This is a genomic window from Shinella sp. M31 (genome assembly GCF_049199205.1).
Lineage (GTDB): Bacteria > Pseudomonadota > Alphaproteobacteria > Rhizobiales > Rhizobiaceae > Shinella.
The window spans coordinates 17,949-38,447 of the sequence record NZ_JBLZPH010000170.1 but is presented as its reverse complement, the minus strand read 5'-3'; the positions used below and the strand labels follow the sequence as shown (position 1 = coordinate 38,447).

22 protein-coding genes are annotated in these 20,499 nt (G+C 63.7%); 9 read left to right on the top strand and 13 right to left on the bottom strand.

All coding sequences use genetic code 11. The annotated features are described in order from the left end of the window. Positions 1–32: 32 nt before the first annotated feature. A complete protein-coding gene (locus ACOZKU_RS26570; RefSeq protein WP_421581433.1) occupies positions 33–1,655 on the bottom strand; it encodes an SDR family oxidoreductase in 1,623 nt (540 codons plus the stop codon). Further along, positions 1,652–2,062, bottom strand: a complete 411-nt coding sequence (locus ACOZKU_RS26565; protein WP_421581432.1) for a thiol-disulfide oxidoreductase DCC family protein — start codon at positions 2,060–2,062, stop codon at positions 1,652–1,654. Before ACOZKU_RS26565 ends, ACOZKU_RS26570 begins: the two co-directional genes overlap by 4 nt. Before the next feature lie 113 nt (positions 2,063–2,175). Between ACOZKU_RS26565 and ACOZKU_RS26560 the strand changes: the two genes are divergently transcribed. The 4 genes from ACOZKU_RS26560 to ACOZKU_RS26545 all read left to right on the top strand — a co-directional run bounded on the left by ACOZKU_RS26560 (position 2,176) and on the right by ACOZKU_RS26545 (position 5,283). After that, a complete protein-coding gene (locus ACOZKU_RS26560) occupies positions 2,176–3,045 on the top strand; it encodes an aldose 1-epimerase family protein (RefSeq protein ID WP_421581431.1) in 870 nt (289 codons plus the stop codon). A gap of 63 nt (positions 3,046–3,108) precedes the next feature. Next, complete coding sequence (gene ade, locus ACOZKU_RS26555; protein WP_421581430.1) at positions 3,109–4,803, top strand: adenine deaminase; 1,695 nt, start codon at positions 3,109–3,111, stop codon at positions 4,801–4,803. Between the two features lie 8 nt (positions 4,804–4,811). After that, positions 4,812–5,057 carry a DUF4160 domain-containing protein gene (locus ACOZKU_RS26550; RefSeq protein WP_421581429.1) on the top strand — a complete coding sequence of 82 codons (246 nt, stop codon included), beginning with the start codon at positions 4,812–4,814 and terminating at the stop codon, positions 5,055–5,057. Further along, positions 5,038–5,283, top strand: coding sequence for a DUF2442 domain-containing protein (locus ACOZKU_RS26545; RefSeq protein WP_421581428.1), 246 nt, complete (start codon positions 5,038–5,040; stop codon positions 5,281–5,283). Before ACOZKU_RS26550 ends, ACOZKU_RS26545 begins: the two co-directional genes overlap by 20 nt. A gap of 3 nt (positions 5,284–5,286) precedes the next feature. On the opposite strand, the gene ACOZKU_RS26540 is transcribed toward ACOZKU_RS26545, so the two are convergent. Then, complete coding sequence (locus tag ACOZKU_RS26540; RefSeq protein WP_421581427.1) at positions 5,287–6,930, bottom strand: alpha-glucosidase; 1,644 nt, start codon at positions 6,928–6,930, stop codon at positions 5,287–5,289. A gap of 149 nt (positions 6,931–7,079) precedes the next feature. On the opposite strand from ACOZKU_RS26540, the gene ACOZKU_RS26535 reads away from it, so the two are divergent. The 4 genes from ACOZKU_RS26535 (at position 7,080) to ACOZKU_RS26520 (ending at position 10,634) form a co-directional block, all read left to right on the top strand. Further along, the gene (locus ACOZKU_RS26535; RefSeq protein ID WP_421581426.1) at positions 7,080–8,084 is read left to right on the top strand and encodes an Ldh family oxidoreductase; all 1,005 of its coding nucleotides are present in this window, start codon (positions 7,080–7,082) and stop codon (positions 8,082–8,084) included. A 114-nt stretch (positions 8,085–8,198) separates the two neighbouring features. Beyond that, the gene (locus ACOZKU_RS26530; protein WP_421581425.1) at positions 8,199–9,113 is read left to right on the top strand and encodes a sugar kinase; all 915 of its coding nucleotides are present in this window, start codon (positions 8,199–8,201) and stop codon (positions 9,111–9,113) included. A 97-nt stretch (positions 9,114–9,210) separates the two neighbouring features. Continuing rightward, entirely contained in the window at positions 9,211–9,762 is a 552-nt protein-coding gene (locus ACOZKU_RS26525) for a YbhB/YbcL family Raf kinase inhibitor-like protein (protein WP_421581424.1), read from the top strand. Between the two features lie 65 nt (positions 9,763–9,827). Beyond that, on the top strand, positions 9,828–10,634 hold the full coding sequence (locus ACOZKU_RS26520; RefSeq protein ID WP_421581423.1) for an AraC family transcriptional regulator: 807 nt from the start codon (positions 9,828–9,830) through the stop codon (positions 10,632–10,634). Positions 10,635–10,689: 55 nt separating this feature from the next. On the opposite strand, the gene der is transcribed toward ACOZKU_RS26520, so the two are convergent. From der to ACOZKU_RS26505, 3 genes are all read right to left on the bottom strand, one after another. After that, entirely contained in the window at positions 10,690–12,120 is a 1,431-nt protein-coding gene (gene der / locus ACOZKU_RS26515) for a ribosome biogenesis GTPase Der (RefSeq protein WP_421581422.1), read from the bottom strand. Positions 12,121–12,156: 36 nt separating this feature from the next. Beyond that, entirely contained in the window at positions 12,157–12,828 is a 672-nt protein-coding gene (locus ACOZKU_RS26510; RefSeq protein WP_421581421.1) for a tetratricopeptide repeat protein, read from the bottom strand. Between the two features lie 91 nt (positions 12,829–12,919). Next, a complete protein-coding gene (locus ACOZKU_RS26505; RefSeq protein ID WP_421581420.1) occupies positions 12,920–13,504 on the bottom strand; it encodes an NnrU family protein in 585 nt (194 codons plus the stop codon). Positions 13,505–13,655: 151 nt separating this feature from the next. Between ACOZKU_RS26505 and ACOZKU_RS26500 the strand changes: the two genes are divergently transcribed. Next, positions 13,656–14,657 (top strand): polysaccharide deacetylase, encoded by a 1,002-nt coding sequence (locus ACOZKU_RS26500; protein ID WP_421581419.1) that lies wholly within the window; start codon positions 13,656–13,658, stop codon positions 14,655–14,657. A gap of 5 nt (positions 14,658–14,662) precedes the next feature. Here ACOZKU_RS26500 and sbmA read toward each other — a convergent pair whose 3' ends face one another. From sbmA to ACOZKU_RS26465, 7 genes are all read right to left on the bottom strand, one after another. Further along, positions 14,663–15,940 (bottom strand): peptide antibiotic transporter SbmA, encoded by a 1,278-nt coding sequence (sbmA, locus tag ACOZKU_RS26495; protein WP_421581418.1) that lies wholly within the window; start codon positions 15,938–15,940, stop codon positions 14,663–14,665. Positions 15,941–16,035: 95 nt separating this feature from the next. Further along, on the bottom strand, positions 16,036–17,226 hold the full coding sequence (locus tag ACOZKU_RS26490) for a YbfB/YjiJ family MFS transporter (protein WP_421581417.1): 1,191 nt from the start codon (positions 17,224–17,226) through the stop codon (positions 16,036–16,038). Between the two features lie 90 nt (positions 17,227–17,316). Next, the gene (gene map / locus ACOZKU_RS26485; RefSeq protein ID WP_314085571.1) at positions 17,317–18,069 is read right to left on the bottom strand and encodes a type I methionyl aminopeptidase; all 753 of its coding nucleotides are present in this window, start codon (positions 18,067–18,069) and stop codon (positions 17,317–17,319) included. Between the two features lie 45 nt (positions 18,070–18,114). Further along, the gene (locus ACOZKU_RS26480) at positions 18,115–19,176 is read right to left on the bottom strand and encodes an LLM class flavin-dependent oxidoreductase (protein WP_421581416.1); all 1,062 of its coding nucleotides are present in this window, start codon (positions 19,174–19,176) and stop codon (positions 18,115–18,117) included. A gap of 83 nt (positions 19,177–19,259) precedes the next feature. Then, positions 19,260–19,568, bottom strand: coding sequence for a type II toxin-antitoxin system RelE/ParE family toxin (locus tag ACOZKU_RS26475; protein ID WP_421581415.1), 309 nt, complete (start codon positions 19,566–19,568; stop codon positions 19,260–19,262). Positions 19,569–19,583: 15 nt separating this feature from the next. Then, positions 19,584–19,847: a ribbon-helix-helix domain-containing protein gene (locus ACOZKU_RS26470; RefSeq protein WP_421581414.1), complete on the bottom strand. Its 264-nt coding sequence runs from the start codon at positions 19,845–19,847 to the stop codon at positions 19,584–19,586. A 92-nt stretch (positions 19,848–19,939) separates the two neighbouring features. Then, positions 19,940–20,425, bottom strand: coding sequence for an SRPBCC family protein (locus tag ACOZKU_RS26465; RefSeq protein WP_421581413.1), 486 nt, complete (start codon positions 20,423–20,425; stop codon positions 19,940–19,942). Between the last annotated feature and the right edge of the window lie 74 nt (positions 20,426–20,499).

Here is a 20,499-nt window from a genome sequence, read left to right as displayed (position 1 = left end):
TGGCGGCTTCGGCCGCCATTTTCGTTTGGGCATCAAAGCCGGCGCAGGTGGCCGGAATAGTGCACGACGGTACCGATGCCGGGCAGCACGATCGGCACGTCGAAGCAGAAAGCCTCGCCGTCGGCCCATTCCCGCGCCTCGCTCTTCGGTGCAAGCCGGAGCGGCATGGGAACACCGAAGACGGACCAGCCGCGCATCACCATCGTCAGCCCGTGTTCGTCGCATGGCAGATCGAAGGAAAACCGCATCGGCCCGAAGCGTTCGACAAGGCGGGTGCCGGACTGGCTGAGTTCGCTGGAAAAGGTCTTGCCGGCAAAATCCCGCGTCCAGCGCTCCACCCCATCGCGCTCCTCGAAAGCGACATGCAGATCATGCTCACCCTCCGGCGGAAAGCGCATGACGGCGCAGACCAGCTGGGCCAGCAGCGAGCGGCCACGCCGGACCCGCCCGCGCCCGGCAGCGCCGCCATCCCCGATGATGTCGTGCATAATGCGCACCGGCTCCGGCAGACGATCGTAGGCCGGGCCGATCACCCGCCGGTAGAGCGGCACATAGGGCCTGTCCTCCACAGCATGGGAAATCGCCAGCCGCGAAAAGTGCGGCTCGAAATCCTCCAGCGCAACCGCCCCCGCCGCGTGCCGGGCACCCGGCATAAGCGCGCCCGCCGCGATGGCATTGGCCAGCACATGCGCGGCAATGGTCGGGATTTCCGGCCCGTCCCCCTCTTCGGCAATCAGCGTCCAGCGCTGAACGCGCGCGCCATCGGCGCCCCACCCCTTCACCTCGATTGCCATGGCAGACCGGTCCGATCCGAAGCGAGCGCTCAGGCCCTGCAGCGGCAGCAGCCATCTTGCGAAGGGAGACAGTGAGGCAAAACACCGCCATTTCACCGGCCAGCTGAGCAGCCAGAGCGTGAGAAGCTGGAAGGCGAATTCCGGTCCCGCGCGAAAAATCGTCGCCGGGCGGCCGGGAGTGGTTTCCGGAACGATCGTATGGTCCGGCACATCGGCAAGCGCCACCAGCCGGCGGATCGGCGTGCGGCCCGGCACATCGAACCGTTCCCGCCGCAGCCGATGCCATCCGGTCTCCTCGCGCCAGCGCCCGGCGCGCCACAGACGGAGCGGTTTTCCGACATAGCTCAGGATCGCCGCCGCCACCGAGGCGCCCGCCGTTGCGCGGTTCGAGGCGCTGATCGCCATCTCGACGGACCGCACCTCCGTTAAGTCCTTGCTGAGCGCGGCAATCACGGCACCGGAAAGCGCCGGCACGCTCGATCCGCCGGAGACGGCCACGACACTGGCCGCCCGCGCCGCCGCATCCAGCTTGATAATGCCGCTGACGAAATCGCGCGCATCGGCAAGATCGACGTAGTGCACGCCGCAGACGATACAGGCCTCAACGACGCGATAGCTGCTGCCCTGAAACGGCCCGGCAGCGTCGATCAGGAGAAAGGGACGATGCGCTTCCAGCAGAGGCCGCAGGTCACCATTCCGGTCAGCCACCAGTGCACGGGCATTGGGCAATTCCGCCGCAAGGCGCTCGGCGGATTCCCGATTGCGCCCGGCCACCAGCACCGCCCAGCCATCCGCCGCCAGTCGTCGACAAAGACGAGCACCGAAGCCACCATAACCACCGAGAACGACGACGCTTCTCAAAGCACGCGATCTGCGTCGCCGGGCGACGGGACCCAGCAGGCCTCACGCCGCCCGAAGATGCGGTAGCGATTGCGCGCCAGCCAGCGATAGGCGGGATCGCGCAGAAAGCGCGGAATAAACCGCAGTACGGCAATGGCCTTCCACGGCCAACCGAGGCCGGCATAGATCGCCAGAACCGCGTCGCTGTCCTTCAGCACGGCATCGCCGTCGACGATGATCAGGCTTTCGGGATTGGCGGGATCGATGCCGAAACGGCGATAGAGCGCAGCCCCCGTGGCCTTCTGCATGGACGCGAGGCGGAAGCGGCGGGCGCGGTCGTGCCGCAGCACGAATTGCGCATTGGCCGAGCAGAGAATGCACTCTGCATCGAAAACGATGATCGGCCCCGCCTTGTCGTCCTGTTTCATGCCGTCATCCTATTTCGCCACTCCCATGCTATCAACCGAATTCACCGGCCGCCGGCGCGCAAAACCCGGCAATCCGCGCTAGAGTAAGCCAATGCCCCGTGAAAGGAGATTCGATGCCGAGCCTGACCCGCATTGCCAATGCAGACCTCTCGGTCGACGTCTCACCGCTTGGCGCCGAAATGCAGTCGATCACCACGACGGATGGCAAGGCCTGGCTCTGGAACGGCGACGCCGCCTTCTGGACGGGACGCTCACCCGTGCTCTTCCCCATCGTCGGCAAGGCGCCCGACGATACACTGATGATCGACGGGACGGCCTATGCGATGGCACAGCACGGTTTTGCCCGGCGGCGGGAGTTTGCGCTCGAAAATACGACCGCTACCGCCTGCCGCTACCGGCTCGAAGCCTCCGACGAAACGCGTGCCGTCTATCCCTTCGACTTTGGACTGACGGTCGAGCACAGCCTCGATGGCCGGACGCTGACCGTGGCCTCCACGGTGGAAAACCGCGGCGGCACGCCCGTGCCTTTCGGCTTCGGCTACCACCCCGCCTTTCTCTGGCCGCTGCCCGGCGGAGCGGGAAAACCGCATACGATAATGCTCGACAATGCCGGCAAGCCGAAGCGCCAGCCGCTGGAAAAGGGACTGCTCTCGACCAGCCGAACGCCCTCGCCCTTCGACAAGGGCCGGATCGTGCTGGCGCAGGATCAGTTCCTCGACGATGCGATGGTCTTTCCCGAGGGCGCGGGTGATGGCCTCACCTATGCCGCCGAGGGTGGACCGGCGCTGAAATTCCACTTCGAGAACCTGCCGAACCTCGCGCTCTGGACGAAACCCGGCGCGCCCTTTCTCTGCATCGAGCCCTGGCACGGCACGGCGGCGGAATTCGGCGGGTCGCGCGAATTGCGCGATCGTCCCTTCACGACCGTGCTTCTCCCCGGAGAAAGCCGCCGTTTCGCCTTTTCCGTCACCTTTCCCGGCTAATCGGCCTTTCTTCTCGTCACGACGTCGCTAGAGTCTTTTGAAAAGGATTCGGGAGACATCGCCATGGCCGACTTGGAACGCTACATCGATCAGGGAACCGGCCGAGAGCCCGCCGATATCGTGCTCAAGGGCGGGCAATTCTTCGATCTCGTAACGGGTGAACTTGTCGCCTCCGACATCGCGATTTCGGGCGAGCGCATCGTCGGCACCTGCGGCCCCTACAAGGGGCGCACGGAGATCGACATCACCGGCCGCATCATCGTGCCCGGTTTCATCGATACGCATCTGCACATCGAATCGTCGCTGGTCACGCCGCATGAATTCGACCGCTGCGTGCTGCCCTACGGCGTGACGACCGTCATCTGCGATCCGCACGAGATCGCCAATGTGCTCGGCAGCGAGGGCATCGAATTCTTCCTCGACAGCGCGCTGGAAACCATCATGGACATCCGCGTGCAGCTGTCGAGCTGCGTGCCGGCGACTCATCTGGAAACCTCGGGCGCCGACCTGCCCATCGAACGCCTCTTGCCCTTCCGCCATCACCCGAAGGTCATCGGCCTCGCCGAATTCATGAATTTTCCCGGTGTCATCCACAAGGATCCCGTCTGTCTCGCCAAGCTCGAGGCCTTCCAGGGCGGCCATATCGACGGCCATGCGCCGCTACTGTCCGGCAACGACCTCAACGGTTATCTCTCGGCCGGCATCCGAACCGAGCATGAATGCACGAGTGCGGAGGAAGCGCTGGAAAAGATCCGCAAGGGCATGCACATCCTCGTGCGCGAGGGCTCCGTCTCCAAGGACCTGCATGCCCTGCTGCCCATCCTCACCGAGCGCCTCTCGCCATTCATCGCGCTCTGCACGGATGACCGCAATCCGCTCGACATCGCCGAACAGGGCCATCTCGACTACATGATCCGCACCGCGATCGGCCACGGTCGCGCGCCGCTCGCCGTCTATCGCGCCGCCTCCGTCTCCGCCGCCAAGGCCTTCGGCCTTCGGGATCGCGGCCTTGTCGCGCCGGGCTGGCGGGCCGACCTCGTTGTCATCGACACGCTGGAAAACTGCAAGGCCGAGATGGTGTTCTCCGCCGGCCGCAAGGTGGATGACGCGCTCTTCGCCACCCGCAAGCCCGTCGCCCCCGTCGGTCTCGACAGCGTGAAGGCGCGGCCCGTCAACGCCGCGCATTTCGCCGTGCCGGTCACCGATGGCGAAACACCTGTCATCGGCGTGCTGCCGGGCAAGATCATCACCGAGCACCGCCGCTATCGCCTGCCGGCGCGCGGCAACCAGACATCGGTCGATCTCGCGCAGGATATCATCAAGGTCGCCGTCATCGAGCGCCACGGCAAAAACGGCAATCATGCCAACGGCTTCGTACAGGGCTTCGGCCTGAAGAAAGGGGCCATCGCCTCCACCGTCGGCCATGACAGCCACAATATCTGCGTCGTCGGCGTCGATGAGGACGATATGGCGCTCGCCGCCAACCGACTGGGCGAGATCAAGGGCGGCTTCGTGGTCGTGCAAGACGGCAAGGTCACCGGGGAGATCTCCCTGCCTGTCGCCGGCCTGATGAGCCTCGAACCCTACGAGAGCGTGCGCGACACGCTGCATCACCTGCGCCAAGCCGCCTTCGCACTCGGCGCCACGCTGGAAGAACCCTTCCTCCAGCTCGCCTTCCTGCCGCTACCGGTCATTCCTCACCTGAAGATTTCGGACCGGGGCATGGTGGATGTGGATCGGTTTCAGCTGATCGGGTGAGGCAGTGAATGCCCGTCGTCTTTCGCCAGCAGAATCTCACCTTCTTCTTCTATTCGAACGAAGGCGATCCGCGTGAGCCCGTCCACATCCATGTCCGAAGTAGCGGGGCAACGGCGAAAGTCTGGCTGCATCCACTGATAGGCATCGCCGAAAGTCGCGGCTTCAACAGCAGGGAACTATCTGTTATCCTGCGCCTTGTCATCGACAACAGACATCTCATCGAGAAAACGTGGCATGACTATTTCGGCAACTGATATCCGCTTCGACGATGACACAATGTGGGTGTCACTCGACGACGGACGCACGCTTGGCGTCCCGCTTGCCTGGTTCCCACGCCTTATGACCGCTGACAAGGCTGCACGCCGACGCTACGAACTCAGCCCCGGCGGCATCCATTGGGCTTCTCTCGACGAGGACATCTCGGTTGCCGGCCTGCTGGCCGGCCGTGGCGACCAGACGCTGAAGCGCCCGGCCGCCTGACTCTCATAGCCGCACGCACGCCATATCCAGTCCATCCAGTTCGATCGCGCCGTTCTTCAGCTTCGCGCCAAAGCCGGGCACGGGCAGCGGTTGGCCGAGCTTCAGCGATTTCGCCGGCACGAATTCGGCCTTTTCCCGCGTCAGGTTGAAGACGAAGAGCAGCTTTTCGCCGCCCTTTTCGCGCGTGAAGGCGAGGATGTCCTGGTTGGAGTTCACGAAGGCCATATCGCCGTCATGCAGCGCATCATGCTCCTTCCGGAAGGCGAGCGTCGCGCGGTAGTGGTTGAGCAAGGAGCCGGCGATCTTTTCCTGCGTATCGACTGCGTGGCGGGCGTGGTCTTCCGGCACAGGCAGCCAGGGTTTGCCCGTACTGAAACCGGCATGCGCCTCATTGTGGCTCCAGGGCATCGGCGTTCGGCACCCGTCGCGGCCCTTAAAGGCCGGCCAGAAGCGGATGCCGTAGGGATCGCGAAGGTCTTCGAAGGCAAGCTCCGCCTCCGTCAGTCCCAGTTCCTCGCCTTGGTAGAGGCAGATCGAGCCACGCAGCGTGGAGAGCAGCGTGATGGCGAGCTTGGCGACGCGCTCGCGCTCCTCCGGAACCTGGATGAAACGGCTGACATGGCGGTTCACATCGTGGTTGGAGAACGCCCAGCAGACCCAGCCGTCCGTCACCGCACGCTGGAAACTCTGCACGCATTTGCGCACATGCTCGGCGGTGAAATCCGGCCCCAGCAGATCGAACGTGTAGCACATGTTGAGCTTGTCGCCGCCGCCCGTATAGTCGGCAACCGTCTTCAGCGAGCGTGCGCCGTCGCCCACCTCTCCGACGGTCATGCGTCCCTTGTATTCATCGAGCAGCGCGCGGAAACGCTTGAGAAAGGCGATGTTTTCCGGCTGCGTCTTGTCATAGCGATGCGTCTGCATGCCATAGGGGTTCACGTCGGGTGCATCGAGGCCGATGCCGTCAGGATCCGGCTCGTGCGGCGGGTTGTCGCGCAGTTTTTTGTCGTGGAAATAGAAATTCACCGTATCGAGGCGGAAACCGTCGACGCCGCGATCGAGCCAGAAGCGCACGGTTTTCAAGAGCGCGTCCTGCACATCCGGATTGTGGAAGTTGAGATCCGGCTGCGAAATCAGGAAGTTGTGCATGTAATATTGCTTGCGCACGCCGTCCCATTCCCAGCCCGGCCCGCCGAAGATCGACAGCCAATTGTTCGGCGCCGTGCCATCCGGCTTCGGATCGGCCCAGACATACCAGTCCGCCTTGGCATTGGACCGGCTGGAGCGGCTCTCGACGAACCAGGGATGCTGGTCGGAGGTGTGCGAGATCACTTGGTCGATGATGATCTTGATGCCGAGCTTGTGGGCTTCAGCCAGCATCGCATCGAAATCCGCAAGCGTGCCGAACATCGGATCGACGTCGCAGTAGTCCGAGACGTCATAACCCATGTCGCCCATCGGCGACTTGAAGAAGGGCGAGAGCCAGATCGCATCGACACCCAGCGAGGCGATGTGGCCGAGCCGCTTGGTGATGCCGCGAAGATCCCCCATGCCGTCGCCGGTCGTGTCTTGAAACGAACGCGGATAGACCTGGTAGATGACCGCGCCGCGCCACCAGTCGTCGGCTTTCTTGGGGGACTTCGCCATGTCGTGCTGCTCCGTTTTCAATGCGTCCTGGGAAGATGTAACGCGAGGGCATGGGGGCGTAAACGGCCGATGCCCTGATTTTTCGAAGGTTGACGAAGCAGGCCCGTGCCTAAATGATGCCGGCAAATTCCATAGAGAAGGTTGATCGCATGGCCGATGACGTCACCCTTTCCGTAAGCGAGGCGATCGCGCTGGCAAAGACGGCGCTGATGCGTGTCGGCATGGCCGAACCGGCCGCGACGGCGCTTGCACAGGCAACTGTCGAGGCCGAAACGGCGGGCAAACGGGCCGTCGGTTTTGCCCACCTGACGGACTATCTCAGAAGCCTCGTGGATGGCCGGATCGCCGGAAAGGCCGAACCGCTCCTCACCTCGCCGGTGCCGTCCATCCTGAAATGCGACGCGATGGGCGGTGTGGCACAGCACGGCTTTTCCATTGCGCGGGAAGAACTGGTCTCCAAGGCGAAAACCTTCGGCATCGCGGTCTTCACCGCCTGCAACAGCTATACGACCGGCGAGCTCGGCTGGTATGCCGCAAGCCTCGCAAGCGATGGTCTCGTTGCGATCGCCGCGACCAACAGCCATGCCGTGCTGGCCGGTGCGGGTAGCCGCAGTCCGGTTTACGGCACCAATCCGCTCGCCTTTGCCGCACCGCTCGAGGGGAACGACATCCTGCTGATAGACCAGTCGTCGAGCGCAACGGCCCTGGTCAATGTCCGCGATGCCGCTGCCCGCGGCGCCGGCATCCCGGACAGCTGGGCCATTGATCAGGACGGACAGCCGACGACCGACCCCTTCGCCGCCATGCAGGGCGCGCTCATCGCCTTCGGCGGCAGCCGCGGCGCCAATATCGCGCTCATGGTCGAAGTGCTCGCTGCGGGCCTCACCGGCGGCAACTGGTCGCTCGATGCCGCGGATTTCCAGGCGGGCGAGACGTCGCCGGGTGTCGGGCTCTTCGTGCTGGCACTTTCGCCGCAGCTTTTTGCGGATCATTTTTCGACCCGGCTGTCCGAGCAGGCCGGGCGGCTTTCGGCAGACTACAATGTCCATGTTCCCGGCCTGGACCGCATGAAGCGGCAGCGGGCAGCGGAAAGCGCAGGCATTCGCTTGCCCCGCCAACTCTTTGACAGTATTTCCTCTTTCCGGCGGAATTAGACCATATCAGGCGAACCGCGGTTCGCTTGATATGGTCTAGGTTCTTGTTACGCATTGTCCGACGCGAAGCGATGCCGCTTCGGCTGGAAATGCTCGATCGGGGGGATTTTCGATATGGCAGGACGGTTGCTCTCGATCGGCGAGTGCATGGTGGAACTGATGCAGGCCGAGGGCGGCCTGATGCGCAAGAGCTTCGCCGGCGACACCTTCAACACCGCCTACTACGCCCGCCAATATCTGCCGGCCGATTGGCACGTCGATTATTTCTCCGCCATCGGCGTCGACAGGATTTCGGGGGAGATGCGCGCCTTCATCGCCGGCCATGGCATCGGCACGGAGACCATCGCCGGTATCGAGGGCCGCTCGCCCGGCCTCTACATGATCCATCTAGACAATGGCGAGCGCAGCTTCTCCTACTGGCGCTCCGTTTCCGCCGCAAAGCTTCTGGCACGGGATGGCCACCGGCTGCGCACCGCAATCGAAGCCTCCGATATCATCGTCTTCTCCGGCATCACCCTGGCGATCCTGCCGGCGGAGGATGTGGAGACGCTGCTTGCGGAACTGCGCCGCGCAAAGGCTGCCGGAAAGCGCGTCGTCTTCGACCCGAACATCCGCCCCCGCCTCTGGGACGATGCGGACACGATGCGCGCGACGATCACCGAGGGCGCGCGGGCCGCAACGCTCGTCATGCCGAGCCTCGACGACGAGACTACCCATTTCGGTGATGCGACGCTGGAGGACACGATCGCTCGCTACCGCGCGCTCGGTGTCGACGGGCTGGTGGTGAAGGACGGCAGCAAGGGCGCGACGCTCGTCTTCGGCGACAGGCGCAGCCATGTCCCCTCCGCGGAAGTCAAGACGATCGTCGACACGACCAGCGCCGGCGACAGCTTCAACGGTGCGTTCCTTGCCCGTCTGGCGGTGGAGGACAATCCGGACGCGGCCGCCCGCTTTGCCGCCGATGTTGCCGCCGCCGTCATCCAGCACCACGGCGCGCTGGTTTCGAAGGACAAGCTGCCGAAACGCTGATTGATCGGATCGGCACCAAAATCGATCGGCTCCGCGCCGACGCGGGCAAAAATCCATCCTAGTCTTCCCCTGCCTATCATCGAAGACAGGAAGACCCATGACCTTCTCACGCCTCCTCGCGGCCTTGGCCGCCACCCTCTCCCTTTGCCCGCTCACGGCGCAAGCGGCCGATTTCACCGTCACCAGCGAGGCCTTCGCCTCCGGCACGGTGCAACCGGCACAGTTCTCCGACATCATGGGCTGCACGGGGAAAAACCTCTCGCCCGATATCCGCTGGTCGAATGCGCCCAAGGGCACCAAGAGCTTCGTCGTGACGGTCTACGACAAGGATGCGCCGACGGGTTCCGGTTGGTGGCACTGGGTCGTGATCGATCTGCCGGCCGATGCGAATTCGCTTGCCGCCGGCGCGGGCAGCGGCAAGGCGAAGCTGCCCAGCGGCGCGCGCATGACGCCGACCGACATGGGCATGCCCGGTTATCTCGGCGCCTGCCCGCCGGAAGGGCCGGAGCATGACTATACGATCACCGTGAAGGCGCTCGGCATCGACAAGCTGCCGGTGCCCGACAATGCCACGCCCGCCATGGTCGGCTTCGTCAGCAATATGAACGCGCTCGCCACCGCGACGATCTCGGCAAAGGGCAAGCGCTGAGCGCAAGTCTCTTGTCCGGGCCTGCCCCGAAAGGCTAGGCTCGGACGAGACAGGGATTGGACCGGATGAACATCGCCATACGCCCCGATATCGGCGCTTCGGCCCGCATCGTGCAATATAACCGGCTGCGCTATGCCAATATCCTGATCAACCGCCCGGTTCTCATCCTCGTCGAGCGCGGCACGAAAATCCTGCGCAGCAACGACGAGGAATGGGCCGTCCCCGCAGGCGGCTGTATCGCACTCGCCCAGGGCGAGACCTTCGACGTGATGAATGTCGCCGAAGGGGAGCGGGCCTATGAAGCGCGCTGGATCGCCTTCGAGCCCGACACCGTCACCGCCTTTGCCGGAAAGCCTGGCCAGGGCCAGCCCTTCCCGCGCGCCTTTCCCGTTCTGTCGCCGCATGCGGGATTTTTCGGCGCTTTTGCCGATTGCGCCCAGGCGATCGTCGAGCCCGGCAGCATTCCCGATGCGATCGCCCGCCACCGGCTGGGCGAACTCCTGCTCTGGCTCGATCTCGCCGGCGGGCGCTTCGCGCTGCCCCGGCCGGCCGGCTTCAGCGACCGCGTGCGCGACCTCCTCTCCGCCGATCCCGCCCAGGACTGGACGAGCGCACGCCTGTGCGACGCGCTCGGCGTCAGCGAGGCAACGCTGCGACGCAAGCTTGCGGCAGAGAAATGGTCGTTTCAAACTTTGCTGATCGATGTGCGCATGTCGATTGCCATGCAGCTCCTGCAATCCACCGACCTGTCGATCCTGCGCATCGCGGAGGCGATCGGCTACGAATCGCAATCGCGCTTCGCGGCGCGGTTCCGCGCACGCTTCGGCTTTGCGCCGAGCGCAATCCGCGGACACATCCGGCCCGATTCCTAAAGCATTTCCGGTGAACACCAGTTCACCGGCTTCGCTTCGGCTGGAATGCTCTAGATCAGCGCTTCTTCTTCGCCTTCGAGGCAAACGGATTATCCGTCGCCTTGAAGTGGATGCGGATCGGCACGCCCGGCAGATTGAAGTCGTTGCGCAGGCCGTTGGTGAGATAGCGGATATAGGATTCCGGCAGCGCATCCGGGCGCGTGCACGAGACCATGAAGCCCGGCGGGCGAGCCTTTACCTGCGTCATGTATTTCAGCTTCAGCCGGCGGCCGGAAACGGCCGGTGGCGGATGCTGCGTCTGCTGCGCATCGAGCCAGCGGTTGAGCTTGGCGGTCGAGATGCGGCGGTTCCAGGTGCGGTCTGTTTCGATGACGGCCTGCATCAGCTTGTCGAGGCCCCGCCCCGTCTGGCCGGACACCGGCACGGCGCGGATGCCGCGCGCCTGCGGCAGCAGGCGTTCGGTCTTCTCGCGCAGATCGGCGAGCACCGCCTGCGGATCATCGATCAGGTCCCACTTGTTGAAGGCGAGCACGGCCGCGCGGCCCTCGCGCAACACGAGATCGACGATCTGCAAGTCCTGCTTTTCGAAGGGAATGGTCGCGTCGAAGACGATGACGACCGTTTCGGCAAAGCGGATGGCGCGCAGGCCGTCGGCGACGGAGAGCTTTTCCAGCTTCTCCTGCACCCTGGCCTTGCGGCGCATGCCGGCCGTGTCGAACATTTTTATCGTGCGGCCCTTCCAGTCCCATTCGACGGAAATCGAATCGCGCGTGATGCCCGCTTCCGGGCCGGTCAGCAGACGATCTTCGCCGAGGAAGCGGTTGATCAGCGTGGACTTGCCGGCATTCGGACGGCCGACGATGGCGACGCGCAGCGGCTTCGTCTCGTCATATTCCGGCTCGAAATCCTCATCCTCTTCGGCCGCGTCCGCCAGTTCGGCGCGCACGTCGATATCGGTGACGGCCTCGTCGTCCTCAGGATAGGCGCGCTCCTCGCCGATCGCCGCGACGATGGCGTCGCGCAGGTCGAGCATGCCCTGGCCGTGCTCGGCGGAGATCGGTGTCGGCTCGCCAAGGCCGAGCGTATAGGCGTCATAGAAACCGCCGTCGGAGCCCTTGGCTTCCGACTTGTTGGCGACGAGCACGACGGGCTTGCCCTTGCGGCGCAGCATGTCGGCGAGCGCGGTATCGACCGGCGTCAGGCCCGTCTTGGCATCGACGACGAAAAGCGAGAGGTCAGCCTCTTCGATCGCCGCTTCCGTCTGCGCGCGCATGCGGCCCTGCAGCGTCTCCGGTGCGGCCTCCTCGAGGCCCGCCGTGTCGATGATGTGGAATTTCAGGTCGATGAGCTTGGCTTCACCCGGCCGGCGGTCACGCGTGACGCCGGGCGTGTCGTCGACGAGCGCGAGCTTCTTGCCCACGAGCCTGTTGAACAGGGTGGACTTGCCGACATTCGGGCGTCCGACAATGGCGACGGTGAAGCTCATGGACGTGTTCCGTTTCGTGACCGGCGAAAACCGGCTTTAGGAGGACAGCTTGCCGCTTGCAGCAATCAGGTCAAGCAGCATCTGCGCGCGGTTGGCAACGTTGCGCGGGCTTTCGCTGTCGTTGATGATCGCCTCGAACCATTCCTTGGCGCGGGCATAGTCCTCGTGCTTGTAGGCGGAGAGGCCCAGAACCTCGCGGGCGGAATGGCGAAGCGCGCTCTGCGGCGTGGCGAGTTGTTCGGCTTCCGCCGAGACCTGCTCGTAGGTGCCGGTATCGACCAGCAGATAGGCGGCACGAAGACGAGCGGCATCGCGCAGGGCTTCCGGCACGGAAGCATCCTTGGCAATCGCCGTGAACGCGTTGACGGCACCCTGCGCGTCGGTTGCGGCCAGAAGCGAAGCCGAACGCATGCGGGCCAGCACCGGATAGGAGCCGAAGCCATCCTTTTCGAGCGCGGTCAGCGCTGCGAGCGCCTCGTGGTTCTTGCCTTCGCGGGCCAGCGTCAGCGCGCCGAGGAAGCTGTCGCCGGCGGCGGACGCCTCGCTGTCGCGCCAATATTCGTAGCTCACCTTGCCGATCGTGCCGAGAACGACGAGGACGGCGAGGCCGATGAGGATGCGGCCGAAACGCTTCCAGACCAGACGCATCTGGTCGGAGCGAAGTTCCTCGTTCACCTCGCGGATAAAGCTGTCGTCCTGATTTACCATTCCCTGCCCGGCTCTTGCTGACGATTGGAGTTCGCGCCTTCTACCCCATTTTCACCGCGTTGTAAGGGGGCAGCCGCGAAAACGCACGGGATCAGGGCAGCGGAGCGACGCCGATCACCAATTCGTGCAGCTTGAGCACGATCGCGGCATAGAGCGCGAGGCCTACCACAACGGCGATAAGGTCATATTTCGCCGAAACGAAAACCGGCAGTTTGGTTTCGCCGGCCGCGATGCGTTTCTTCAGCGAGATGCGCAGGATGACGGCCCAGGCGAGGATCGTCACGAACAGCAGCACCGAATAGCTCTCGCCGTTTGCCAGGAGGTGGGCGAGCGCCCAGATCTTGATGGCGACAAGGATCGGGAATTTCAGCTTCGTGCGGATACGACCGGCCGGCAGGAAGCCGGCGACGAGACAGACCGAGGCGATCAGCATCAGCGTCAGCGCGATATGCGCCATGAAGGTCGGCGGCGAATAGAGCATCGTGCCGCCGTTTTCCCGCGCATCGACGAAACCGTAGGCAATGAGCGCGAGGCTGAGCAACGACAGAATGCCATGCACCGCCATCCAGCCCGGCTGGCCGAGCGCGGCGATGGCGGCATTGCGCAGGCCGGGCGCGAAGGGGCGCAGAAGATGCGAGGCGATGAAGAGAACGAGACCGGCGATGAGCAACGTCATGGAAATATCCCTTGAATAAAGGCCGGCCCGATAGCCGTTTCCATTGGAATAGCCGTCACGGCGCGACAATTCCAGCCCGATCAAAGGCCCATCAAAGGATTGCCGCATTCCGAACCGATGACAGACCCTTTGCAAATTGTCGCGGGTAGCCATGTTGTCTCGATTTTTCCTCCTCCCCCTCGCCGCCGTGCTTGCCGCAAGCCCGGTTCTCGCCAAGGACGACGCGATCGAGCCGGCCAAACGCAAGCAGCTGATCATCGTCTCCTTCGATGGCGCGCATGACAATCTGCTGTGGGAAAAGAGCCGGGCGATGGCAAAGCGCACCGGCGCGCATTTCACCTATTTCCTGTCCTGCACTTTCCTCTTCCCCAAATCGGAACGCGCGCAATACCAGGCGCCGCACGAGAAGCGCGGCCGCTCCAATGTCGGCTTTGCGCCCGACAAGGAGGACACTGTCCTGCGGCTTGGCGAAATCTGGCTGGCTAAGCTGGAAGGCCACGACATCGGCAGCCATGCCTGCGGCCATTTCGACGGCGGCAAGTGGAGCGCCGAGGACTGGAAGGCCGAGTTCACCTTTTTCCGGCAGGCGCTGAAGACGGCGTGGCAAAGCGCCGGCGTCGGCGAGCGTGAACCCGCAGGCTGGCAGGATTTTGCCGAAAAGGGGATCAAGGGATTTCGCGCGCCCTACCTTTCGGCCGGCAACGGCCTCGTCAAGGCCCTGGAGGCAGACGGCTTCATCTATGATGCCAGCCTCGTAACCAAGGGGCCGGCCATGCCGGTCGCGAGCGGCGAGATCCAGCGCTTCGGCCTGCCGCTGATCCCGGAGGGCACCGCCCAGCGCCCGGTCATCGCCATGGACTACAATCTCTATGTGCGCCATTCCAAGGGCAAGGAGGCCCCGGAAAAGAGCGCCGTTTTCGAGGAAAGCACGCTTGCCGCCTATCGCGCCGCTTTCGCCAAGCAATATGCCGGTGACCGCGTGCCCCTTCAGCTCGGTTTCCATTTCGTGGAAATGAATGCCGGCGCCTATTGGCGCGCGCTCGATACGTTCCTCACGGAAACCTGCGGCAAGAGCGATGTGGCCTGCGTGAGCTACGCCGAAGCCCTCGACATCCTCGCCAGAGAGAAAAGGGCGGCCGAAGCCGCCCTTTAGGATCGTTACGGCTCGTTCGCCGCAAGCTCGCCTTCATCTGCCACCCGCTGCAGATAGCGCTCATCGATATCCGGCAGCGGCTTGTCGTCGATCGCCGCTTCGAAGGCCTTCAGACGCTTGTGGATCGATAGCAGCTCAATGATCGTCGACCAGTAGTTCACGAGATACTGGAACGAATTGCTGACTTCGCCGAAGGCGGTGGCGATCTGCTGCCAGGTGCCCATGGTGATACGGCCAGCCACGATGGTCGGGATCAGGATGAAGTTCAGGAAGATCGCGTCGAGCTGGCCGTAGCCGAAGCGCGCGACGTTGAAGTAGCAGTAATGCCAATACATGCGGAAATAGTTGCGCCGCACATTGGCGAACAGCTCCTTCACCGTGACGGGGTCCGCACGATCCGCATGGTCTTCGCCATAGACGAGTTCCTTACGATAGGCCGCCTCGACGCGCTGGTTGCGGAATTGCAGGCCGGGCAGTTTGATACCGGCAATCGCGAGCAGCGCCGTACCGAACAGCGACCAGACGATGGCAAGCCAGAACAGCGCGTGGGGAACCGCGCCGATGACCGGCAGATCGCCGACATATTCCGACATGCGGAACAAGAGCGGCAGGAACACCACCAGCGTCATGATGGAATTGATGAAGGTGACGCCGAGGCCTTCGAGGATGTTGGCAAAGCGCATCGTGTCTTCCTGCACACGCTGCGAGGCGCCTTCGATATGGCGCAGCTTCGACCACTTCGACATGTAGTAGTCGTTCATGGCGGTGCGCCAACGGAAGACATAGTGGTTGGTAAAGAAGGCCGTGATCACATTGAGCACCACACCGACCATGCCGATTTCCAGGAAGCGCAGCTGCAAGGTGAACAGCTGATCGGTCGTTACGTTGCCCTGCTTGGAGAGCGCCGCCTGGAAGAGATCGAAGAACGGGCCGCGCCAGTTGTTGAGCGCGACCGACACCTGCACCGAGAAATAGGCGATGAAGATGATGAAGGCCGAACCCCAGATGGCCCAGTTCGCCCAGGGATGGTTGCGTGCGATGGCCTTCCAGACGAAGCCGAATATCAGCACGAAGATCGTGAAATAGAGGTAGAACCAGAGATTATCCGGCGAAAAGAAGTATGCAAGGCCGATCGGCGCCTTCTCGTCGGGCCCGAGCGGCGGCAGGCCGATGGCCGCGCCCATTTGCGGCCCCACCGTGTACCACACGGCGATGCAGATGACGGCCCAAATGGCACCGGAGGTGAAGAACAGCTTCGGCTGGGGAAAGAAGGAATGGAACAAGGCGCGAAACTTTCGTTTTCTGGTGGCAGCAGCGCCGCCGGTTCGCGCCGAACCTAGAGGAGTTTGCCCATCGCAACAATCGCCAAGTGCCCGGATTACCGAGATTTAATGGAAAGCGCTCGGCCCAGCACGACGATGACGGCGGCCAGCAGCAGGATGGCGGCGGCGGCGAGGCTGGGCAGGACATAATTGCCGGTGCGCGCGGCAAGGAAACCCGCCCCGAGCGGCCCGAGGATCTGCCCGACGCCGAAGGCCGCCGTCATCAACGCCAGGACCTGACGGGGGCTTTCGCTTGCCAGAACCCGGCCGAGCTGCAGGCCATAGGCGGTGATGACGATGAAGGTGAGGCCGAGCAGCACGCCGCCGATCAGTGCGGAGGCCGGAAACGGCAGCGTTACGGTGACGGCCACGCCGACCATCTCGACGAGCAGCGCCGCAAGATAGGCCGCCGCCACGCCAAAGCGGCGCTCCACCGGTTTCCAGGCGAGGACGGAGACAGCGGCGGAAGCACCCGTCACCAGCCAGGTCAGGCATTCGAGCAAAGGACTGTGGGCGCCTTCGCGGGCGATCGCGACGATGAACGTGGCGGTCACGACATAGCCGATGCCGAACAGGCCATAGCTCAGCGTCAACGCTACGAGCGGCCGTGTCCAGACGATGGCCGGTTCCCGCCGCGCGCCCGCATGGCTTTCCGGGTGTGGCAGAAACCCCATCACGACGATCAGGCCGACGGCCGCGAGCGCGGCTCCGGCGAGCCAGTCGATGCGCCAGGTCGGGAGTGGCGCCGTATCGGCGAGCGAGAGCACATAGACCAGCAGCGCCGAAACCGCGATGCCGAAACCGACCCCGGAAAAATGCGCCATCTGCACGCGCGGATCGCCATGGCGCAGGCCGATGGACAACACAATGCCGGACGTGAAGATCATGGCGAAGGCGCTGGCAAGGCCGGCGAGAAACCGCACGACCGACAGCGCCGCAACACTGGAAAGCAGCCCCATGGCGACGAGCAGCACGACGGTGGACACCAGTGCGCCAATCGCAAGACGCCGCTCGAGCCCGGCCGCCCAGCCATAGGCCGCGAGCACCGCGCCGAGCAGATAGCCCGCGAAATTGGCGGCAGCAATGATACCGGCATCGGCGGCGTTCAGCCCGAGACCTGCCATCATGCCCGGCAAGACAGGCGTATAGAAAAAGCGGCCGAGGCCCATGGCGACCGCCATCGCGACCGCACCGGCAAGGGCTGCCCGGACGGGCTCATGCGACAGAATGGACGTGCGCTGCATCATGCCGCGACCATCGCACTGCAACATGGCCGCGACAAACGAGATTAATTGATCGACGGATCAGCGCCGGTGAAGGCTCGGGCCGCAGGTTGCTCAGCCTGGCAGCGTCACGACCAGCGGCCCGTTGCGCGTGGCAACGACCGTGTGCTCGAACTGCACCGTCGGCGCATTCGGCTCGCTGTAGAGCGTCCATTCGTCCCGGTCGCCACCTTCGGCCCAGTTGGCGCCGAGCGACAGGAAGGGCTCGACCGTGAAGACGAGACCGTCGGTCATGCGGCGCTTTTCCTGCGGATCGGGCCAGGTGGCGATTTCCGTCGGCTCCTCGTGCAACGAGCGGCCGACGCCGTGGCTGGCGAGGTTGGCGATCAGCGTGTAGCGGTTCTTGCGGGCGAATTCGCCGATGGCATTGCCGACCTGCGCCAGCGGCTTGCCGGCCTTCACTTCCTTGAGACCGACCCACAGCGCGCGCTTGCCATCCCGGCAGAGCCGCTCCACCGCCGGTGTCGAACGCCCGACAACGAAGGACGCCCCCGTATCGGCAAAATAGCCGTCGAGCACCGCCGAGACATCGATGTTGACGAGATCGCCGTCCTGGATCACCCGGTCGCCCGGAATGCCATGTGCGACTTCCTCGTTGACGGAAATGCAGGTCGCGCCCGGAAACTTGTAGCAGCTCTCCGGCGCCGAGACGGCCCCTGCCGCTTCCAGCATGCGCCGGCCGATCAGATCGAGTTCGGCCGTCGTCATGCCCGGGCGCACCGCCGTCTGCATGTGCTGCAGCACATTGGCGCAAATCCGGCCGATGGCCTTCAGGCCGTTGAGGTCGTCGTCGTTTTCCAGGGTCATCGTCTCTCTCTTTCGCGGGCGTCCTATCACGCCCGCGCGCCGCTGTCAGGCGGAAGCGGGCTCCTGATTGGCCGATTGCTCCGCCAGCATCTCGCGCACCAAGGGTGCAACGCGGGTGCCGTACAACTCGATTCCGCGCAAAATTTGATCATGCGGCATCAGCCCGATCGCCATCTGCAACAGGAAGCGGTCGTTCCTGAAGATCTTCTGGTGCGCGACGATCTTCTTCGCCACCGTCTCAGGATCGCCGAGGAAAAGATGGCCGGTAGGACCGGTCGACTGGTCGAACTGCGCCCGGCTCGTCGGCCCCCAGCCGCGTTCGCCGCCGATGCGGTTCATCACCGCTGCCTGCGGACCGTAAAAGGCGTCGGCCGCGGCTTGCGACGTATCGGCGATGAAGCCGTGCACATTGATGCTGGTCTTCAGCTTCGCCTCGTCCTGCCCGGCACGGCGCGCGGCCTCGCGGTAAAGATCGAAGAGCGGCGCATAACGCGACGGCGTGCCGCCGATGATGGCAAGCGCCAGCGGCAACCCATAGGCACCGGCCCGCGCCACCGATTGCGGCGTGCCGCCGACGGCGATCCAGATCGGCATTCTGCCATGCGCCGGACGCGGATAGACGCCAAGCCCTGGCAACGGCGCCCGCATGGTGCCGTTCCAGGAGACTTTTTCGCTCTCGTTGAGCGCCAGCAGCAGATCGAGCTTTTCCTCGAACAGCGCGTCGTAGTCATCAAGCGCATAGCCGAAAAGCGGGAAGGATTCGATGAAGGAGCCACGCCCCGCCATGATTTCCGCCCGGCCGCCGGAAATGAGATCGACCGTCGAAAACTGCTGGAAGACGCGCACCGGATCGTCCGACGAAAGCACCGTCACTGCACTGGATAACCGGATATTCTTCGTGCGCGCGGCGGCCGCCGCCAGCACGACCGCAGGGGCCGAAGCGGCATAATCCGGCCGGTGATGCTCGCCGAGCCCGAAGACATCGAGCCCAACCTGATCGGCAAGCTCGATTTCCTCAAGCAGGTTCTTCAACCGCCGCTCCCCCTCCCGCCCCTTGTCGGCGGCATTGGGATCGATATCGGCGAATGTGTAGAGGCCAAGTTCCATGGACATGTTCCAGATGAGAGGATTTTACCCCCACATATGGCGGACAACGGCCGGTTGAAAGGGCGGATCGGGAAACAGTGTGTTTACTCCGACACGTCCTCTTCCGATGAAAATTGCCGCCCGCCATATAGGATGCGATCGAAAACCACGGTGTCGGCGGCGATGTGAAAGGCAAGCGTTATGCGCTTTTCAAACCCCACTAAGCGCAAGCCCGGCAGAATGTCGTTACGCGCAACGCCCCTTTGCGGGAAACGTGCGAAGCCGAGGCAAAACGCCTCGATGCGCTCGATATAAACTATGGCCCGCGCAGCGCCGGATTGCGCGGCGATAAAATCGTAGAGCTTCAAGAGATCGTCCCGCGCCTCGGGCGCAAAGCGGATCTGGTAGCGCACGTCTTAAGTCCCGCGCTAGGCTTGATGATGTCGGCGTATCTCATCGAAGACGTCCTTCAACGGAAGGGCACGCTGCGGATCCGCCTGCGTCGCCAGCACAACGGGTACAACATCCTGTTCCAGCCATCGTTCGACAGCCTGATCCCGTTCGCGAAGTGCTCGCAGCCCGGCGCGAACCACTTCGCTGCCGCTAGCAAATGCACCACTTGCGACCAGCGCGTCGATATAGGCGGATTGTTCCTGCGGCAGACTGAATGTTCGTTTTTCAGCGGGCATCATTTGACCTCGTCATAAACAGTATGAATTCTTCATACCATATTTGCTGGACCATCGCCAACGTGCGGATGCCACGGCACCCGCCTCGCAACGGATCAAAGCTTCGAAGCCACCTCTTCCAACTGCGTCGCCACCTGTCCCCAGCCCTCGTGGAAGCCCATCTTCTCATGCGTTTCGCAATCCTCCACGGTCCAGTGGCGGGCGATGGCGGTGTAGCGCGTCTGGCCGTTGCCAAGATCGTCGAACAGGATTTCGGCACTGAAAAAGGCCTTTTCGGTCGGCTTCCAATCCGGGCCGAAGGCATCGGTCGTGATGATGCGCCTGTCCTTCTCGACTTTCAGGAAGATACCGGTCGAATCCATGTGGAAACCATCCGGGCCGGTCATGACGGTGCGGAACTTGCCGCCGTCGTGCGGCTCCATGTCGACAAGCGCCAGCTCATAGGGCCTGGGCATGAACCACTCCTTCAGAATGTCCGGCGTCGTCCAGGCCTTGAAGAGCTGGGCGGGCGTGGCGTTCAGCACGCGGGTCAGCACGAGTTCGCGGTTGTTGGCAGGTTTGATGTCGGCGTTGACGTTCATGGTGTCCTCCTCGTTGGGTGTGTTTGGTCGGTTGTATCAAGGACGCATGACGGAGGAACGATCCGACATCGAAC

Coding starts and splice junctions, on each gene's coding strand:
- ACOZKU_RS26565 (WP_421581432.1), bottom strand. CDS start 2,062: ATGAAACAGGACGACAAGGCGGGGCCGATCATCGTTTTCGATGCAGAG.
- ACOZKU_RS26560 (WP_421581431.1), top strand. CDS start 2,176: ATGCCGAGCCTGACCCGCATTGCCAATGCAGACCTCTCGGTCGACGTC.
- ade (WP_421581430.1), top strand. CDS start 3,109: ATGGCCGACTTGGAACGCTACATCGATCAGGGAACCGGCCGAGAGCCC.
- ACOZKU_RS26550 (WP_421581429.1), top strand. CDS start 4,812: ATGCCCGTCGTCTTTCGCCAGCAGAATCTCACCTTCTTCTTCTATTCG.
- ACOZKU_RS26545 (WP_421581428.1), top strand. CDS start 5,038: ATGACTATTTCGGCAACTGATATCCGCTTCGACGATGACACAATGTGG.
- ACOZKU_RS26540 (WP_421581427.1), bottom strand. CDS start 6,930: ATGGCGAAGTCCCCCAAGAAAGCCGACGACTGGTGGCGCGGCGCGGTC.
- ACOZKU_RS26535 (WP_421581426.1), top strand. CDS start 7,080: ATGGCCGATGACGTCACCCTTTCCGTAAGCGAGGCGATCGCGCTGGCA.
- ACOZKU_RS26530 (WP_421581425.1), top strand. CDS start 8,199: ATGGCAGGACGGTTGCTCTCGATCGGCGAGTGCATGGTGGAACTGATG.
- ACOZKU_RS26525 (WP_421581424.1), top strand. CDS start 9,211: ATGACCTTCTCACGCCTCCTCGCGGCCTTGGCCGCCACCCTCTCCCTT.
- ACOZKU_RS26520 (WP_421581423.1), top strand. CDS start 9,828: ATGAACATCGCCATACGCCCCGATATCGGCGCTTCGGCCCGCATCGTG.
- der (WP_421581422.1), bottom strand. CDS start 12,120: ATGAGCTTCACCGTCGCCATTGTCGGACGCCCGAATGTCGGCAAGTCC.
- ACOZKU_RS26510 (WP_421581421.1), bottom strand. CDS start 12,828: ATGGTAAATCAGGACGACAGCTTTATCCGCGAGGTGAACGAGGAACTT.
- ACOZKU_RS26505 (WP_421581420.1), bottom strand. CDS start 13,504: ATGACGTTGCTCATCGCCGGTCTCGTTCTCTTCATCGCCTCGCATCTT.
- ACOZKU_RS26500 (WP_421581419.1), top strand. CDS start 13,656: ATGTTGTCTCGATTTTTCCTCCTCCCCCTCGCCGCCGTGCTTGCCGCA.
- ACOZKU_RS26490 (WP_421581417.1), bottom strand. CDS start 17,226: ATGATGCAGCGCACGTCCATTCTGTCGCATGAGCCCGTCCGGGCAGCC.
- map (WP_314085571.1), bottom strand. CDS start 18,069: ATGACCCTGGAAAACGACGACGACCTCAACGGCCTGAAGGCCATCGGC.
- ACOZKU_RS26480 (WP_421581416.1), bottom strand. CDS start 19,176: ATGGAACTTGGCCTCTACACATTCGCCGATATCGATCCCAATGCCGCC.
- ACOZKU_RS26470 (WP_421581414.1), bottom strand. CDS start 19,847: ATGATGCCCGCTGAAAAACGAACATTCAGTCTGCCGCAGGAACAATCC.
- ACOZKU_RS26465 (WP_421581413.1), bottom strand. CDS start 20,425: ATGAACGTCAACGCCGACATCAAACCTGCCAACAACCGCGAACTCGTG.